The sequence below is a fragment of the uncultured Allobosea sp. genome (assembly GCF_945956895.1).
In the GTDB taxonomy this organism is placed as follows: Bacteria; Pseudomonadota; Alphaproteobacteria; order Rhizobiales; family Beijerinckiaceae; genus Allobosea.
Window position 1 is genome coordinate 1 of record NZ_CAMFJF010000068.1, and the last position, 14,930, is coordinate 14,930.

Sequence of the window (14,930 nt, forward strand, 5' to 3'; positions counted from 1 at the left end):
CCGTCGATCGTGCTCGCCATGGTCGTCTCGGCGGTGCTCGGCGCATCGCTGACCAATGTCGTGATCGCGCTCGCCATCGCCACGACGCCGCATACCGCCCGCATCGTGCGTGCCTCGGTGCTGCTCGAGAAGGAGCAGGAATACATCGCCGCCGCCCGCTCGATCGGCGTTGGCGAATGGACGATCCTGTTCAAGCATGTGCTGCGCAATGTCGCCGGCCCGCTGATCGTGCGCCTGACCTATGTCTTCGCCATCGCGGTGCTGGCGGAAGCCGCGCTCTCCTTCGTCGGTGCTGGCCCGCCGCCGCCGGCCGCCTCCTTCGGCTCGATCATCGCCCAGGGGCGCGATTTCATGCGCGAGGCGCCCTGGATCACGGTGTTTCCGGGCCTCGCGATCATCGCCTGCGTCCTCGGCCTCAACCTGCTCGGCGACGGCCTGCGCGACGTGCTCGACCCCCGCCTGAAATTCTGAACCCCAGAGGCTGTTAGTGACCATGGGAGGGATTTGATGAGGTCAAAACCGCAGAGATGGGAGGAGCATCGCGCCGCCGATACCACTGGTATCGGCAAGCGGTGCGACGCTGCAGCTCTGCGGTTTCCACCTCACCCGGAGGGCGCGGCGCTTTTGCGCGACTGCCGTGTCGTTCTTCGTAGCAAACCGGAAGGTTTGCGTCCTCAAACTCCTTGCATTCGCGCAAAATCGCCAGCGTCAAATCCCTCCCATGGTCACTAACAGCCTCTAGGAGCCGCCCGATGAAGCGCATCTTGATCGCCGACTGCAAGCAGGAGATCTCCTCCTTCAATCCGTTGCCGTCGCATTACGAGAACTTCCTGATCCACCATGGCGACGGCCTCTACGTCCAGCGCGGCCAGAACCAGGAACTAGGCGGCGCGCTCGCGGTCTTCGAGGCAAGACCCGATATCGAGATCGTGCCGACGATCTGCGCGCGTTCCGGCAGCGCAGGTCCGCTCTCGGCGGCAGGCTGGAAGAAGCTCTCCGAGGAAATCCTCGCCGCGATCTTCGCCAAGCTCGATCGCATCGACGGCATCTATGTCTCGCTACATGGCGCGATGGGCGCCGATGGCGAGCTCGATCCCGAAGGCTACCTGCTGGAGAAGCTGCGTCAGCGTGCCGGGCCGGACATGCCGATCGTCATCTCGCTCGACCTGCACGGCATCCTGACTGACCGGATGCTGCGCAATGTCGATGGCTTCGCGATCTACTGGACCTATCCCCATGTCGATTTCGCGGACACGGGTCGCCGCGCCGCCGAATTACTGCTGAAGCTGATGGCTGGCGGCATCAGGCCCGTCGCCGCCCGCGTCGTCATTCCCGCGCTGGTGCGCGGCGACGAGCTCATCACCAAGACCGGCTGCTATGGCGAGCTTCTGGCCGAATGCCGCAGGCTGGAAGAGGAGGGGCGGGCGCTCGCGGCCGGCATCATGATCGGCAACCCCTTCACCGACGTGCCCGAACTCTGTTCGCAGGTGCTGATCCTCACTGATGGCGATAAGGCCACGGCCGAGCGCGAGGCGATCCGGCTCGCCGAGGAGTTCTGGCCCTTGCGCTTCCGCATGCAGGGCAAGCTCGTTCCGCTCGACCGCGCCATCGCCCAGGCCCGCAGCATCGACGGCCCGGTGATCTTCACCGATGCCGCCGACGCGACCTCGTCCGGTGCCTCCGGCGACAGCAACCGGATCCTCGCCGCCTTGCGCGCGGCCGGCTACGGCAAGCGGGTGCTGGCCCAGATCGTCGACGCGCCGGCCGCCGTCGCCGCACATAAGGCTGGCGTCGGCGCGACGATCGAGGTCACGCTCGGCGGCTCGATCGATCCGGCGCGCTTCCAGCCGATGAAGGTCACCGCCAAGGTCAAATTGCTCTCGGATGGCGAAGCGGCGCTGGAGACGATGAAGGCGCCGCTCAGCGCCGGGCCGACCGCGGTGCTGACCTGGGACAACGTCACCGTCGTCGTGATGAGCCGGTCGGTCAGCCTGTTCGACCGCGCGATGTATTACGCCAACGGCATCGACCCGACCGATTTCGACCTGATCGTGGTGAAGTCGCCCCACACCGAATTCCATATGTTCGACCAGTGGTGCGCGCGGAACTTCAATATCGACGCGTCCGGCGCGACCTCCGCGAACCTGAAGAGCCTGGGCCACACCATCTGCGCCCGGCCGATCTACCCGCTCGACGAGGGCGTCAGCTTCGCGCCCCGCGCCACGATCTACGAACTGTGAGGATGAAGCCCGTGCCCAGGATCGAGGCCGTCGATTTCTTCTATCTCGCCATGCCCGTCGTCACCGACGAGGCCGATGGCAGCCAGGATGCGCTGCTGGTCAGGATCGCTGCCGGCGGCTATGTCGGCTGGGGCGAATGCGAGGCCGCGCCGCTGCCCTCCATCGCCGCCTTCATCTGCCCGATGTCGCATGGCGTCTGCCGGCCGGTCGCGGATTCCGTGCTCGGCCAGACTCTGGAAAGCCCTGAGGACATCGCCCGCATCGCCGCGGCCGTCGCCTATAACTCGATGGACCTTTTGCAGGCGCCGCATACCTTCTCCGGCGTCGAGATGGCGCTCTGGGACATCCTCGGCAAGATGCGCTCCGAGCCGGTCTGGCGACTGCTCGGCTATGCGAAAAGCCATCCCAAGACGCCCTATGCCTCGGTCCTGTTCGGGGACACGGCGCAGGAAACCCTCGAGCGCGCCCGCGATGCGCGCAGCCGCAGCTTCCGCGCCGCCAAGTTCGGCTGGGGGCCGATCGGCCGGGGCAGCGTCGAGGCCGATGCCGAGCATTTCGTCGCCGCCCGCGAAGGGCTGGGGCAGGACGGTATCCTGCTGGTCGATACCGGCCAGATCTTCATCGAGGATGTCGAGCGCGCCGCCGCGCGGCTGCCCGCGATGGAGAAGGCGAATGTGCTTTGGTTCGAGGAGCCCTTCCACGCCAGCGCGCTCGAAGCCTATGGCGCGCTCGCCAAACGCAGCCCCAAAGTCCGGCTCGCAGGCGGGGAGGGCGCCCATAACGAGTCGATGGCCCGGCAACTCATCGATTATGGCGGCATCGGCTATGTCCAGATCGATTGCGGACGCATCGGCGGCATCGGCCCGTCCAAGGCGGTGGCGGATTATGCGGTCGCCAAGGGCGTGACCTTCGTCAACCACACCTTCACCTCGCATCTCGCTCTCTCGGCCTCGCTCCAGCCCTATGCCGGCCTCGCTGCACACGAGATCTGCGAGTATCCGGCCATGCCGAAGCCGCTCGCGACCGCGATCTCCGCCAATCATCTGGAGCGCGACGCGAACGGGCAGGTCGCAGCCCCCGACGTACCGGGCCTCGGCATCGAGGTCGCGACGACCGCGCTGCGTGGCTATCTGCAGGAGGTCGAGATATCCGTCGGCGGCAAGCGGCTCTACAGCACGCCGAGCCTCTGAGAGTCTGTTTGGACACTCCCTCAGCCCTCATCCTGAGGAGGCCCGCAGGGCCGTCTCGAAGGATGTTCCAGGGGGCTCCCGAAGCATCTGGAGCATCCTTCGAGACGCAAGCTCCGCTTGCTCCTCAGGATGAGGGCTCGTCTGTCGAAACAGACCGTCGCCGCTCTACGATGGATTCCGGGTCTGCGCTTCGCTTGCCCGGAATGACGGCGTGGTGTTCTCGAAAGAGAACTCTCGAAACTGACATCTGCTTGACGGCGCGCCGCGCCCTTATAGGGTGGGCGCCGATCGAGGTTCTCCGGGTTGCTCCCGGAGCTAAGAGGGAATTCGGTAAGGCGCTAGCGCCAAAGCCGAGGCTGCCCCCGCAACTGTAAGCGGCGAGCTCTCCGTCCATCGTCCACTGGCGCCCGAGGCGCCGGGAAGGCCGGGCGGAACAGGCATCGACCCGCGAGCCAGGAGACCTGCCCCGGTCGATGAAGACGTCTTTCGGACGGGGTGTTCCGGAGCTGTGTGAGTCGATGGTGGCCCTGTGCCGCCTTTGCGTCCCACATGCCCAGCGATTCCCCGGCCGTCATCTCGGGGAGCGATGAAGTCCATGTTCACGAAGACCAACACACAGGCCGCTCGGGGCGGCTTGACGGCTGCCTGCCGCGCGCTCTATCAGAAATGCAACATTGTTACATTTCGGATGGCCTCGATGCCGGCTGCGCGCCCGTTCAATTCTCTGCTCCGCCTCTCGGCTGCTGCCCTGTTCGGCGCTCTCGCCGCTGGAACGGCCACTGCGGCGCCGACCAAATACCCGCTGACGCTGGAGAACTGCCGCGAGACGATCACCTTCAATGCCGCGCCCAAGCGCATCGTCGCGATCGGCCAGACCCAGACGGAAATCCTCTATGCGCTCGGCCTCGGCGATCGCGTCGTCGGCACGGCGGTGTGGTTCTCGCCGGTGGCCAAGCCCTATGAGGCGGTCAATGCCAAGGTGAAGCGCCTCGCCGACAACGACCCGAGTTTCGAAGCCGTGCTGGCGCAGGAGCCCGATCTCGTCACCGCGATGTTCGAATGGCATGTCGGGCCCAACGGCACCGTCGGCAAGCGCGACCAGTTCGCCAAGGTGAAGGTGCCGACTTACGTCTCCCCGACCGATTGCGTCGGCAAGGACAATTCCGGCGCCGGCGACGGCGTCCGCACCCAGATGTTCACGATGAATCTGGTCTATCGCAACATCCGCGAGTTCGGCGCGATCTTCGATGTCGCCGACCGGGCCGAGACGCTCGTCGCCGAGCTCAAGGCGCGCGAGGACAAGGCCGTCGAGCAGGTCGCCAAGCTGAAGGCGCAGGACGTGCCCGTCGTCGTCTGGTTCTCCAGCAAGGACATCAAGGGCGACGGCTTCATGGCCGGCAGGAACGGCGTGCCCGCCTATATCCTGTCCAAGCTCGGCGCTCGCAACGTCATCGCGACCAATGAGGAATGGCCGCTGGTCGGCTGGGAGAGCATCGCCGCCGCCAATCCGGCCGTGATCGTCACCGTGAAGATGGATCGCCGCCGCTTCCCGGCCGACGATATCGAGAAGAAGCTGGACTTCCTGAAGACCGACCCGGTCGCCAGCAAGCTCGACGCCGTCAGGAACAACCGCATCGTCATCATGGATGTCGGCGCGACCCGCGCCGGGCTCGACACGGTCGATGGCATCGAGACGCTGGCCAAAGCGATCGCCGGCTTCGGGATTTCGCGTTGAGCCACGCCGCCCATGGGCCGAACTGGCCGGCGCGGATCGGCATAGCGCTGGCTTCGCTGCTGGCGCTGATCGTCTCGGTCGCGCTGGCGGTGACGATCGGCGAGATGCGCATCCCGTTCGACACCGCGTTGAAGGCGCTCGGCAACGGGCTGTTCGACCTCGATTTTCCGGTCAGCGCGATCCAGCAGGGTGTGATCTTCGATTATCGCCTGAGCCGCGCGCTGATGGCGGGCCTGTGTGGCGGGGCGCTCGCCCTGTCGGGCGCGATCCTGCAGGCGCTGTTGCGCAACCCGCTGGCCGAGCCCTATATCCTCGGCATCTCGGCGGGCGCCTCGACCGGCGCCGTGGCGGTGCTGATCCTCGGCATCAGCATCGGCGGGGCGGTGCTCTCCGTCTCGGCCGGAGCTTTCATCGGCTCCTGCGCTGCGCTCGTCGTCGTCGCACTGCTGGCGACGGGGGCGGGCGGCGCGAGCGATCGCGTCATCCTCGCCGGCGTCGCGACCTCGCAGCTTTTCAATGCGGCGACGGCGACGATCGTCACGACCATGGCCAGCGCCGAACAGGCGCGGGGCGTCATGTTCTGGCTGCTCGGCAATTTCGGCGGCGTGCGCTGGCCCGATATCTGGATGGCGGCGCCCGTCGCTTTCATCGGCTTCGGCATCTGCATGCTCCACGCCAAGGCGCTCGACGCCTTCGCCTTCGGCGTCGATGCGGCGGCCTCGCTCGGCGTCGCGGTCACGCGGGTGAAGGTCGTGCTCTTCGCCACGACGGCGGTGATGACGGCGGTGATGGTCTCGATCGTCGGCACGGTCGGCTTCGTCGGATTGATCATCCCCCATGCCGCGCGCTTCCTCGTCGGCTCCGGCCATGCCCGCTTGTTGCCGGCCTGTCTCGTCATCGGCGCGATCTTCATGATCCTCGCCGACATTCTGTCCCGCATCCTGATCCCGCAGCAGATCCTGCCGATCGGCGTAGTGACGGCCCTGTTCGGCGCGCCGGTCTTCGCCCTGATCCTCTACCGAGCCCGGAGGCCGGCATGACGCTCGCGACCCGCGAGGTGCGCTGGGGTGCCGGCGGCCGGATGATCGTCGATGGCGTGACGCTGGAAGCGGCGCCCGGCCGGGTGCTCGGCCTGATCGGCCCGAACGGCTCCGGCAAGTCGAGCCTGCTCCGGTTGCTCTGCCGCCTGCGCAATGTCGCGAGCGGCGTCGTCACGCTCGACGGAAACGACATCGCCGCTGTGCCGCGTCGCGATCTCGCCCGGCGCCTCGCCTTCGTCGAGCAGCAGGCGACCACCGAGATCCAGCTCTCCGTATGCGATGTCGTGCGCCTTGGCCGCACGCCGCATCGCGCCGCGCTCGCCTCCTGGAACGACGCCGACGAGGCGGCCGTCAACGAGGCGCTGGCCCGGGTCGGGCTTACCGAGCGGCACGACCAGTTCTGGCACACACTCTCAGGCGGAGAGCGCCAGCGGGTTCACATTGCGCGGGCGCTCGCGCAGGAGCCGAGTGAGCTCATCCTGGACGAGCCGACCAACCATCTCGACATCCAGCACCAGCTCTCGATCCTGAGCCTGGTCCGCCGCCTCGGCATCACCTGCATCATGGCGCTGCACGATCTCAACCTCGCGGCCATGTTCTGCGATGAGATCGCGTTATTGCATGATGGGCGGCTTCAGGCGGCCGGAGCGCCCGAGGATGTCCTGACCGCCGAGGCGATCCAACGCATCTTCGGCGTCGCGGTCTCGATCCGGCCAGGAGCATCCGGGCGGCGGCATATCGAATACCTGATCGAGGCCGAGCCGCGGAAAGGCGCACCCGGCGGCTGAGGCCGGGGCGTTACTCCGCAGCGGCTTGCCGTTGGCCGAAGAAGCGCTCGCAAGCTTCGGCGACGCGCGCGACGGAGGCGTCGTTCACATCGAGATGGGTCACCCAGCGCAAGGTGCCGTAGCGCCCGCTGACCGCGATGCCGCGCTCGCGCAGGAAGGCGGCGAAGGCGGCGGTATCGAGCGCCTTGGGCGACATGAACACCATGTTCGTGCGGGCCGGCTCGGCGCCGAGCTCCGGGAAACGGCTCAGCACCTCCGCCAGAGCTGCGGCCCGCCGGTGATCCTCGCTGAGCCGCGAGACATTATGCTCCAGCGCGTAGATTGCTGCGGCCGCGATCACGCCGGTCTGGCGCATGCCGCCGCCCAGCATCTTGCGGATGCGGCGGGCCTTCTCGATGAAATCCTTCGGGCCGACGAGGACGGAGCCGATCGGCGCGCCGAGGCCTTTCGACAGGCAGAGCGACACCGTGTCGAACTGTCCGGCGATCCAGCTGGCGTCGCGGTTGCTCGCCGCGGCGGCATTCATCAGGCGGGCGCCGTCGAGATGGGTGGCGAGGCCGCGCGAGCGGGCGAGCCCGGTCGCGGCTTCCAGATAAGCGTCGGGCAGGACGCTGCCGTTGAAGGTGTTCTCCAGCGCCAGGAGCCGCGTCATCGCGAAATGGAAATCGTTCGGCTTGATCGCATTGGCGATGGCATCGAGCGCGATCGTGCCGTCCGGTTCGTTGGGCAGAGGCTGCGGCTGGATCGAGCCCAGCACGGCCGCGCCGCCGCCTTCCAGCCGATAGGTATGGGCCATCTGGCCGACGAGATATTCCTCGCCACGCCCGCAATGGGCCATCAGCCCGGCGAGATTGGCCTGCGTGCCGGTGGGGAAGAAGAGGGCTGCTTCCTTGCCGAGCCGCTCGGCGGTCATGGCTTCCAGCCGCTTGGTCGTTGGGCAATCGTCATAGACGGCGTCGCCGACCTCCGCCGCTGCCATGACAGCGCGCATCCCTTCGCCAGGGCGCGTCACCGTATCCGAGCGGAAATCATCCACGATCATCGATCCGATCCTTGCAGGCTGTGCGGCTACACTAGTCGGTGCTTGCTCAGACCATCATGCAAAAACGGAAGGGGAGGGCTCAGCATTCCGGCAGGTTGACCGCGAGCCCGCCGAGACTGGTTTCCTTGAAGCGCTCGTTCATGGCTTCGCCGGTCTGCCGCATCGCCTCGATGCAATTGTCCAGCGGCATGAAATGCGAGCCGTCGCCGCGCAACGCCAGCGATGCGGCTGCCACAGCCTTGATCGCGCCGATGCCGTTGCGCTCGATGCAGGGGACCTGGACCAGCCCCGCCGCAGGATCGCAGGTCATGCCGAGATGGTGCTCCAGCGCGATCTCGGCCGCGTTCTCGATCTGGGCGGGCGAGCCGCCGAGCACCGCGCAGAGCCCGGCAGCCGCCATTGCCGCGGCGGAGCCGACCTCGCCCTGGCAGCCGGCCTCGGCCCCGGAGATAGAGGCATTGTGCTTGATCAATCCGCCGATCGCGGCGGCCGTCAGCAGGAAATCGGCGACCTTCTCGGGCTCGGCGCCGACGCAATGATCGAGATAGTAGCGCAGCACCGCCGGCACGACCCCGGCCGCCCCATTGGTCGGCGAGGTCACCACCCGGCCGCCGGCTGCATTCTCCTCGTTCACAGCCATGGCGTAGACGCTGAGCCAGTCCGTCGAGGCATGCGGCTGCGAGCGGTTCGCCAGCTTTTCGGCTACCAGTTGCTGGTGGATGCGCGCCGCCCGGCGCCGCACGCGCAGGCCGCCGGGCAATTCGCCCTCCTGGCTCAGGCCACGCTCGATGCAGCCGTTCATCACCGACCAGAGCCGGGCGAGACCTTGGTCGACCTCTTCCGGCGACAGGCGATGGATTTCGTTGGCGCGCTTCATCTCGGCAATCGAGAGCCCGCTTTCCCGGGCCATGCGCAGCATCGCCGCCGCATTGGCGAACGGGTAGGGCCAGGAGGCCGATTCGCTCGCCGCAGCCGGTGCTTCGCGCTCCTGCGCGGTGACGACGAAGCCGCCGCCGATCGAATAATAGGTCTCGGACAACAGCTCTGCGCCTGCGGAATCGCGGGCGCAGAACACCAGCCCGTTGGCATGGCCGGGCAGGGGCGGCCCGTAGTCGAAGACGATGTCCGTCGCGGGATCGAAGACCAGCAGCGGCAAGCCGTCATGATGGAGCAGATGGCTGCGGCCGAGTTCCTCGAGCCCACGTTCGGCTGCATCGAAATCGAAGGCGGCCGGCGTCCAGCCGAGCAGCCCGAGCGCCACGGCGCGATCGGTGGCATGGCCCTTTCCGGTGAAGGCGAGCGAACCGTAGAGCGTCGCCCTCACGGCCGCCGCTCGATCCCGTGACGGGTGCTGGCGCAGCAATTCCAGGAAATGCCCCGCCGCCGTCATCGGCCCCATCGTATGCGAGGATGAGGGGCCGATACCGATCTTGAAAACGTCGAATACGCTCAGGAACATTCCCGCCCCCCTGTCGAACTTATTTTTGTGCAGAGCGCGAATCCCGGAGGGAGGTCGCCGTGCCGTCACATGTTGGATCGCCGGCGTTCAACGGAGGCGATCACCGACTCCGATGGCATGAAGGGCCGCGAAAGGGAACGTCCGGGCAGTGCGTTCGGCCTCATATTCGGCGATGAAGCTCTCGAGGTGCCTGTTTCGGAACACCTCGCCCTTCGTTGGCGTTTCACTCGCCTTGTTTCGAGGATGCCCGTTCAAGCGCCGCCACGACCTCGTCGACGCTCTCCTTCACCCCGAGGACGAAATCCTTCCGGAAGGCGATGATCGTATCGGGCGGCTCGCCCTTGAACTGGTAGACCACAGCCACCTGATCGGGATTGACGTAGACGGGCTTTCCGTCGCCGGGAGACGTAAACTTGCAGAGCTTCGGCATGGTCGGCTTCGGTCCTGTGATAGCGGAGGGCGATGCGGGATCTTGGAATACCGGTTGATCGCTGGCGGCGCAAAATGTCTGCCGCAGTGAGCGGGCGGGCCGAACGCTCGGCCGCCTCGGCGCCATCGCGAGGGCGTCGATCGCTGCAGCTCGAAATCCGAATGGACCCGAGGCCTGAAACCATATGTAACATTGCGGGCAGCCGTGGAGGTGTAGCCTGTCGGGATTCCCAGCCTGAGCGACCAGTTGGATAGCATCAGCCAAACGCCCTCGCGCGAATCCCATGTGCTTGTCGTGGACGACGATCCGCAGCTCCGGTTGCTCGTTTCCCGGTTGCTGCGCGCCAACGGCTATCGCGTCACCGGTGCCGCCGACGGCAACGAGATGCGTGCGGCGATGGCGTTGACGGCATTTGACCTCGTCGTGCTCGACGTCATGTTGCCCGGCGCTTCGGGGTTCGATCTCTGCCGTGAATTGCGCCGCGAGTCGGCGATTCCCGTGATCATGCTGACAGCGCGCGGCAGCGAGGCGGACCGGGTCGAGGGGCTCGATCTCGGGGCGGACGATTATCTGGCCAAGCCGTTCAGCCCGCGCGAGCTCGTCGCACGGGTCAACGCCGTGATGCGTCGGATGCGCGCCGACGGGGCGCCCAACGCCCTGACGCCTGCCCGAGCCTTCCGCTTCTCGGGCTGGATACTGGACGTCGCGCGGCGAGAGCTGACCGATCCTCAAGGCAGCATCGTCGACCTCAGTACGGGGGAATTCGACATGCTGCGCGCTTTCGTCGAGGCCGCCGGCAAGGTGCTCGGCCGCGATCTGCTGCTCGATCTCGCCAAGAACCGCATCGCGACAGGCTATGATCGGGTCGTCGATGTCCAGATCAGTCGGCTGCGCAAGAAGATCGAGCGTGACGACGCGTCCGAGCCGATGATCCGCACCATACGCGGGACAGGCTACATGTTCATGCCGATGGTCGAGCGGGTCTCGTGAGGTCGCGGTTCGACACGATTCAGGTGCGCACCGTCGCCGTGCTGCTGTTCGGGCTCGGACTCTTCCATCTTGCGTCGCTCTGGACCTATCAGATCGGGCTGCGCTCGGAGCTCGACCTGAACAACGAGAGCCGGCTCGCGGAGCGGCTCGTGTCGATCAAGCGCGCTGTCCTCGCCTTGCCCGCGAGGGAGCGGGAGGCTATCGCGCATTCCCTGTCGGACGGGGCCGTCGAGGTGCACTGGAGCACGGTGAGTCTCGCGTCTTCCAGTCGGCAGGCTGACCCAGCCATCGGTGCCTTGAGGGAGCGCCTCCTGTCGCTGGAGCCCGAGCTTGCGGGGCAGCAGTTGATCGTCTCGGCGCCGCCCGCGACAGGCGGTGGCATCGATCCGCACCGGATCGACGTATCGATTCACGGCCCCGAAGATGGCTGGCTCAACATAGGTATCACCCGTTTGTCCGGGCCGCATGGAACCATGCACGGCGTCATCTGGTCGACCACCCTGATGGGGCTCGGCGTCGTGCTGATCGCGATCCTCATGGTTCGCTGGCTCACCCGGCCGCTTCGCGCTCTCGGCGCCGCCGCGCAACGCAGCTATTCGGGGGCGGAGCCGGTCGAGGTTGCCTTGAGCGGGCCCCGCGAAATCCGCGAACTGGCCCTCGCGTTCAACGACATGCAGCGACGGATCAAGCGACTGGTTGATGACAGGACGCAGACGCTGGCGGCCGTCTCCCACGATCTCAAAACTCCTCTGACGCGACTGCGGCTGCGCGCCGCCGAGCTCGGGCCACATGCCAGCGCCGACGATATCGAGGCCGATCTCGACGAGATGGAAGCGATGCTCGACGCCAGCCTGATGTTTCTCAAGGGAGAGCAGGTCGACGAACCCTCTCGGACGATCGATCTGCCGGCACTTCTGCAGACGATCCGCGACGACCTGATCGATGCGGGCCATGATGTGTCGCTGGTCGCTCCGGCGCGGCTGCCTTTCACCGGCAGGCGCCTGTCGCTGAAGCGCGCCTTCACCAACCTGATCTGGAATGCCGTGCGTTACGGCTCTCGGGCGCGAATGACGCTGACCGCCGAAGACAGGGCGGTGATCCTGACGATCGACGATGACGGGCCGGGCATCGCGGCAAGCGAGATCGAAGCCGTCTTCGCCCCCTTCAAGCGGCTCGACACGTCGCGCAATCGCGAGACCGGGGGCGTCGGTCTGGGGCTGACGATCGCGCGTACCGTGATCCGTGGGCATGGCGGCGAGGTCAGTCTTGAGAACCGGGCAGGCGGAGGCTTGCGCGCCGTCGTTCGTCTTCCGCGCCTGGTGTAATGCCAGGCCATCGCTCGGATCGTCCGACTGTAACGCGATGTAACACCGCGCCGGTGCCGCCTCCGTTAGGGTGATTCTCGTGATTTCCCCTGTTCGGAAGAGCCTTTGCGATGCCTTCTCTGCGCTTCCCAAGTCCTGTTCGGCCGTCCCGGGCCTTACGTGCCGGTGCGATGACCGTCGGGTTGGCTATCGCTGGCGGCTGCACGGCCCTGCCCGGAACGGAGGTCGGATCATCCCCGTCTGATCCCGGCGCGCGCGTGCCGCCGGTGGCCTATAGCCCGGTGATGTCCGGCGCCCGAACCTTCCGGCCCGTCGAGCCGAAGGGCTGGGAAGATCTCAACCGCCAGGTCGCGCCGAAGGGAAACTGAGATGCGTTTTCCTTCATCGGCCGCGCTGTTCCGGCGTGTTCTCCCGGCAGCGGCGCTGACCGCCGCGCTGGGCGGGTGTGCGAGCTTTTCTCCCGATGCCGGGATGGAGACCACGCAATCCCTCGCCCTGACCGAGTTGGGCAAGGACGTCGTCAAGGTGACGGATGAGACGACGGCACTGACGAGCCGGGATCGTGTCGCGACGCTCCTGAAAGGCGCGATGACCGCGGATTCCGCGGTCCAGATCGCGCTCCTGAACAATCGGGGGCTGCAGGCGGCGTATAACGATCTCGGCCTGGCCGAGGCGCAGATGGTCGCTGCCAGCCTGCCGCCCAATCCACGCTTCGCCATCTCGCGCCTCACGGGCCGCTTCGAAACCGAGATCGAGCGGCAGCTCGTCGGCAGCCTGTTTGCGCTGGCGACGCTGCCCGCGCGCGCCGAGATCGCGGGCGACACCTTCCGCAGCGCGCAGCTCAAGGCGGCGGAGGCCACTTTCCGTCTCGCGGCGGATGCGAGGCGCCAGTTCTATCGCACCGTCGCTGCGATCGAGCAGGTCGGGTATCTGCAGCAGGCCGTCGCGTCATCCGAGGCGAGCTCCGAGCTGATCAAGCGCCTCGGTGAATCCGGTGGCATGAACAAGCTCGAACAGGCCCGCGAACATGCCCTCTACGCCGAAGCGACGGCGCAACTGGCGAAGGCGAGGCTTCAGGAGAAGATCGAGCGCGAGAAGCTCACGCGGATTCTCGGACTCTGGGGCAAGGATACGAGCGTTCGCCTGCCCTCGCGCCTGCCGGCCCTGCCGGGCCGCATCCAAACCGCCCGCGACCTGGAAGGGACGGCCATGCGCAAGCGCGTCGATCTTCAGATCGCGCGGGCCGATCTCGAGACCCTCGCCAAGAAGCTGGGGCTGACCCAGGCGACACGCTTCGTCAATGATGTCGATCTGCTCGGCCGGACCACCTATGACCGCGCCCGCAACGGGACCGTGGGCGCCGATGGCCACGCCGAGGTGGAGCGGGAAAGCAAGCGCAAGCGGACCCTGGAGATCGAGTTCGAGATCCCACTGTTCGATTTCGGTCAGTCCAAGGTCGCGGCCGCCGAGCAGACCTATCTCGCAGCCGCCAATCGTCTGGCCGAGAAGGCGGTCAATGCGCGCTCCGAGGTTCGCGAGGCCTATCTCGGCTATCGCGGCTCGCATGAGATCGCCGGGCATTACCAGACGCAGATTCTGCCTCTGCGCAAGACGATCCAGGACGAATCCCTGCTGCAGTACAGCGGCATGCTGATCGATGTCACGACGCTGATCGTCGACGCCCGAGCCCGCATTCTCAGTAACGCCCAGGCTGTCGATGCGAAGCGCGATTTCTGGATCGCCACGGTCGATCTGAAGCATGCCACCATTGGCGGGGGCGTCGCCGGCAGCAGTGCCGGCGGTGCGGCGGTCGCATCCGCCGGCGCAGCCGAGGCCGGCGGCCATTGAGCCGACGAGGAGACGACATCATGACGCTATCCCGCAGGAATTTCGTCGGCGCGTCCGGCTTCGCCGTCGCGGCGGCCGGGCTCGTCAGCGGTCGCGCGCAGGCGGCCTCGATCCCGGAAGCGGCCTCGACCCGCAGCCCGGAGACGCAGATCCCCAAGGCACCGACGACCGGCACCGATTACCAGCCGGTCGTGACGCTGAACGGGTGGTCGCTGCCCTGGCGCATGAACGGCGACTGGAAGGAGTTCCACCTTGTCGCCGAACCGGTCATCCGCGAGATCGCGCCGGGCATGAAGGCGCATCTGTGGGGTTATAACGGCCAGTCTCCCGGCCCGACGATCGAGGCGATCGAGGGCGACAAGGTTCGCATCTTCGTGACCAACAAGCTGCCTGAGAACACGGCGGTGCACTGGCACGGCCAGCGCCTGCCCAACGGCATGGATGGCGTCGGCGGCCTGACCCAGCCGCATATCCCGCCGGGCAAGACCTTCGTCTACGAGTTCGAGATGCGCCGTTCCGGCACCTTCATGTACCACCCGCACTCGGACGAGATGGTGCAGATGGCGATGGGCATGATGGGCTTCCTCGTCGTCCATCCCAAGGACCCGGCCTTCCGTCGCGTCGATCGCGATTTCGTCTTCCTGCTCAACGCCTTCGACATCGAGGCCGGCTCCTATGTGCCGAAGGTCAACACGATGCTCGATTTCAACCTGTGGACCTGGAACAGCCGCGCCTTCCCGGGGATCGATCCGTTTGTCGTGGCGAAGAACGACAAGGTCCGCATCCGTTTCGGCAACCTGACCATGACGAACCATCCGATCCACATGCACGGCTACGAGTTCA

Annotated in this window: 14 protein-coding genes and 1 riboswitch; of the genes, 11 read left to right on the forward strand and 3 right to left on the reverse strand. The window is 66.6% G+C overall.

Annotated features, from left to right (window positions below; genetic code table 11):
* The 6 genes from Q0Q02_RS20390 to Q0Q02_RS20415 all read left to right on the forward strand — a co-directional run.
* A partial coding sequence (locus Q0Q02_RS20390) for an ABC transporter permease (protein ID WP_293812219.1) occupies nucleotides 1–471 on the forward strand: 471 nt, incomplete at its 5' end.
* Between the two features lie 281 nt (nucleotides 472–752).
* On the forward strand, nucleotides 753–2,240 hold the full coding sequence (locus Q0Q02_RS20395) for a M81 family metallopeptidase (RefSeq protein WP_293812220.1): 1,488 nt from the start codon (nucleotides 753–755) through the stop codon (nucleotides 2,238–2,240).
* Between the two features lie 11 nt (nucleotides 2,241–2,251).
* Nucleotides 2,252–3,430: a mandelate racemase/muconate lactonizing enzyme family protein gene (locus Q0Q02_RS20400; protein WP_293812222.1), complete on the forward strand. Its 1,179-nt coding sequence runs from the start codon at nucleotides 2,252–2,254 to the stop codon at nucleotides 3,428–3,430.
* A gap of 274 nt (nucleotides 3,431–3,704) precedes the next feature.
* Nucleotides 3,705–3,914, forward strand: a riboswitch (cobalamin riboswitch).
* A 213-nt stretch (nucleotides 3,915–4,127) separates the two neighbouring features.
* Entirely contained in the window at nucleotides 4,128–5,165 is a 1,038-nt protein-coding gene (locus Q0Q02_RS20405) for an ABC transporter substrate-binding protein (protein WP_293812224.1), read from the forward strand.
* Nucleotides 5,162–6,205, forward strand: a complete 1,044-nt coding sequence (locus Q0Q02_RS20410) for an iron ABC transporter permease (RefSeq protein ID WP_293812226.1) — start codon at nucleotides 5,162–5,164, stop codon at nucleotides 6,203–6,205. Before Q0Q02_RS20405 ends, Q0Q02_RS20410 begins: the two co-directional genes overlap by 4 nt.
* On the forward strand, nucleotides 6,202–6,993 hold the full coding sequence (locus Q0Q02_RS20415) for an ABC transporter ATP-binding protein (protein ID WP_293812228.1): 792 nt from the start codon (nucleotides 6,202–6,204) through the stop codon (nucleotides 6,991–6,993). The genes Q0Q02_RS20410 and Q0Q02_RS20415 overlap by 4 nt, the downstream gene beginning before the upstream one ends.
* A 10-nt stretch (nucleotides 6,994–7,003) precedes the next feature.
* Here Q0Q02_RS20415 and ltaE read toward each other — a convergent pair whose 3' ends face one another.
* The 3 genes from ltaE to Q0Q02_RS20430 all read right to left on the reverse strand — a co-directional run bounded on the left by ltaE (nucleotide 7,004) and on the right by Q0Q02_RS20430 (nucleotide 9,924).
* Nucleotides 7,004–8,035 carry a low-specificity L-threonine aldolase gene (gene ltaE / locus Q0Q02_RS20420; RefSeq protein WP_293812230.1) on the reverse strand — a complete coding sequence of 344 codons (1,032 nt, stop codon included), beginning with the start codon at nucleotides 8,033–8,035 and terminating at the stop codon, nucleotides 7,004–7,006.
* 79 nt (nucleotides 8,036–8,114) lie between these two features.
* Nucleotides 8,115–9,494, reverse strand: a complete 1,380-nt coding sequence (locus Q0Q02_RS20425) for an L-serine ammonia-lyase (RefSeq protein ID WP_293812232.1) — start codon at nucleotides 9,492–9,494, stop codon at nucleotides 8,115–8,117.
* Nucleotides 9,495–9,717: 223 nt separating this feature from the next.
* A complete protein-coding gene (locus Q0Q02_RS20430) occupies nucleotides 9,718–9,924 on the reverse strand; it encodes a flagellar FlbD family protein (protein ID WP_293812234.1) in 207 nt (68 codons plus the stop codon).
* 255 nt (nucleotides 9,925–10,179) lie between these two features.
* Here Q0Q02_RS20430 and Q0Q02_RS20435 point away from each other — a divergent pair, with 255 nt between their 5' ends.
* From Q0Q02_RS20435 to Q0Q02_RS20455, 5 genes are all read left to right on the forward strand, one after another.
* Entirely contained in the window at nucleotides 10,180–10,914 is a 735-nt protein-coding gene (locus Q0Q02_RS20435; RefSeq protein WP_293812244.1) for a response regulator transcription factor, read from the forward strand.
* Between the two features lie 23 nt (nucleotides 10,915–10,937).
* Entirely contained in the window at nucleotides 10,938–12,239 is a 1,302-nt protein-coding gene (locus Q0Q02_RS20440; RefSeq protein WP_293812236.1) for an ATP-binding protein, read from the forward strand.
* A gap of 170 nt (nucleotides 12,240–12,409) precedes the next feature.
* A complete protein-coding gene (locus Q0Q02_RS20445) occupies nucleotides 12,410–12,607 on the forward strand; it encodes a hypothetical protein (RefSeq protein ID WP_293812238.1) in 198 nt (65 codons plus the stop codon).
* Nucleotide 12,608: 1 nt separating this feature from the next.
* A complete protein-coding gene (locus Q0Q02_RS20450; protein WP_293812240.1) occupies nucleotides 12,609–14,087 on the forward strand; it encodes a TolC family protein in 1,479 nt (492 codons plus the stop codon).
* Nucleotides 14,088–14,107: 20 nt separating this feature from the next.
* Nucleotides 14,108–14,930: multicopper oxidase domain-containing protein (locus Q0Q02_RS20455; RefSeq protein ID WP_293812242.1), on the forward strand; the 823-nt coding region annotated here is incomplete at its 3' end.

What these genes read in the sequence shown, in the direction of transcription:
- Q0Q02_RS20395 (WP_293812220.1), top strand. Translation starts at nt 753, where the DNA reads ATGAAGCGCATCTTGATCGCCGACTGCAAGCAGGAGATCTCCTCCTTC.
- Q0Q02_RS20405 (WP_293812224.1), top strand. Translation starts at nt 4,128, where the DNA reads ATGCCGGCTGCGCGCCCGTTCAATTCTCTGCTCCGCCTCTCGGCTGCT.
- Q0Q02_RS20415 (WP_293812228.1), top strand. Translation starts at nt 6,202, where the DNA reads ATGACGCTCGCGACCCGCGAGGTGCGCTGGGGTGCCGGCGGCCGGATG.
- ltaE (WP_293812230.1), bottom strand. Translation starts at nt 8,035, where the DNA reads ATGATCGTGGATGATTTCCGCTCGGATACGGTGACGCGCCCTGGCGAA.
- Q0Q02_RS20425 (WP_293812232.1), bottom strand. Translation starts at nt 9,494, where the DNA reads ATGTTCCTGAGCGTATTCGACGTTTTCAAGATCGGTATCGGCCCCTCA.
- Q0Q02_RS20430 (WP_293812234.1), bottom strand. Translation starts at nt 9,924, where the DNA reads ATGCCGAAGCTCTGCAAGTTTACGTCTCCCGGCGACGGAAAGCCCGTC.
- Q0Q02_RS20445 (WP_293812238.1), top strand. Translation starts at nt 12,410, where the DNA reads ATGACCGTCGGGTTGGCTATCGCTGGCGGCTGCACGGCCCTGCCCGGA.
- Q0Q02_RS20450 (WP_293812240.1), top strand. Translation starts at nt 12,609, where the DNA reads ATGCGTTTTCCTTCATCGGCCGCGCTGTTCCGGCGTGTTCTCCCGGCA.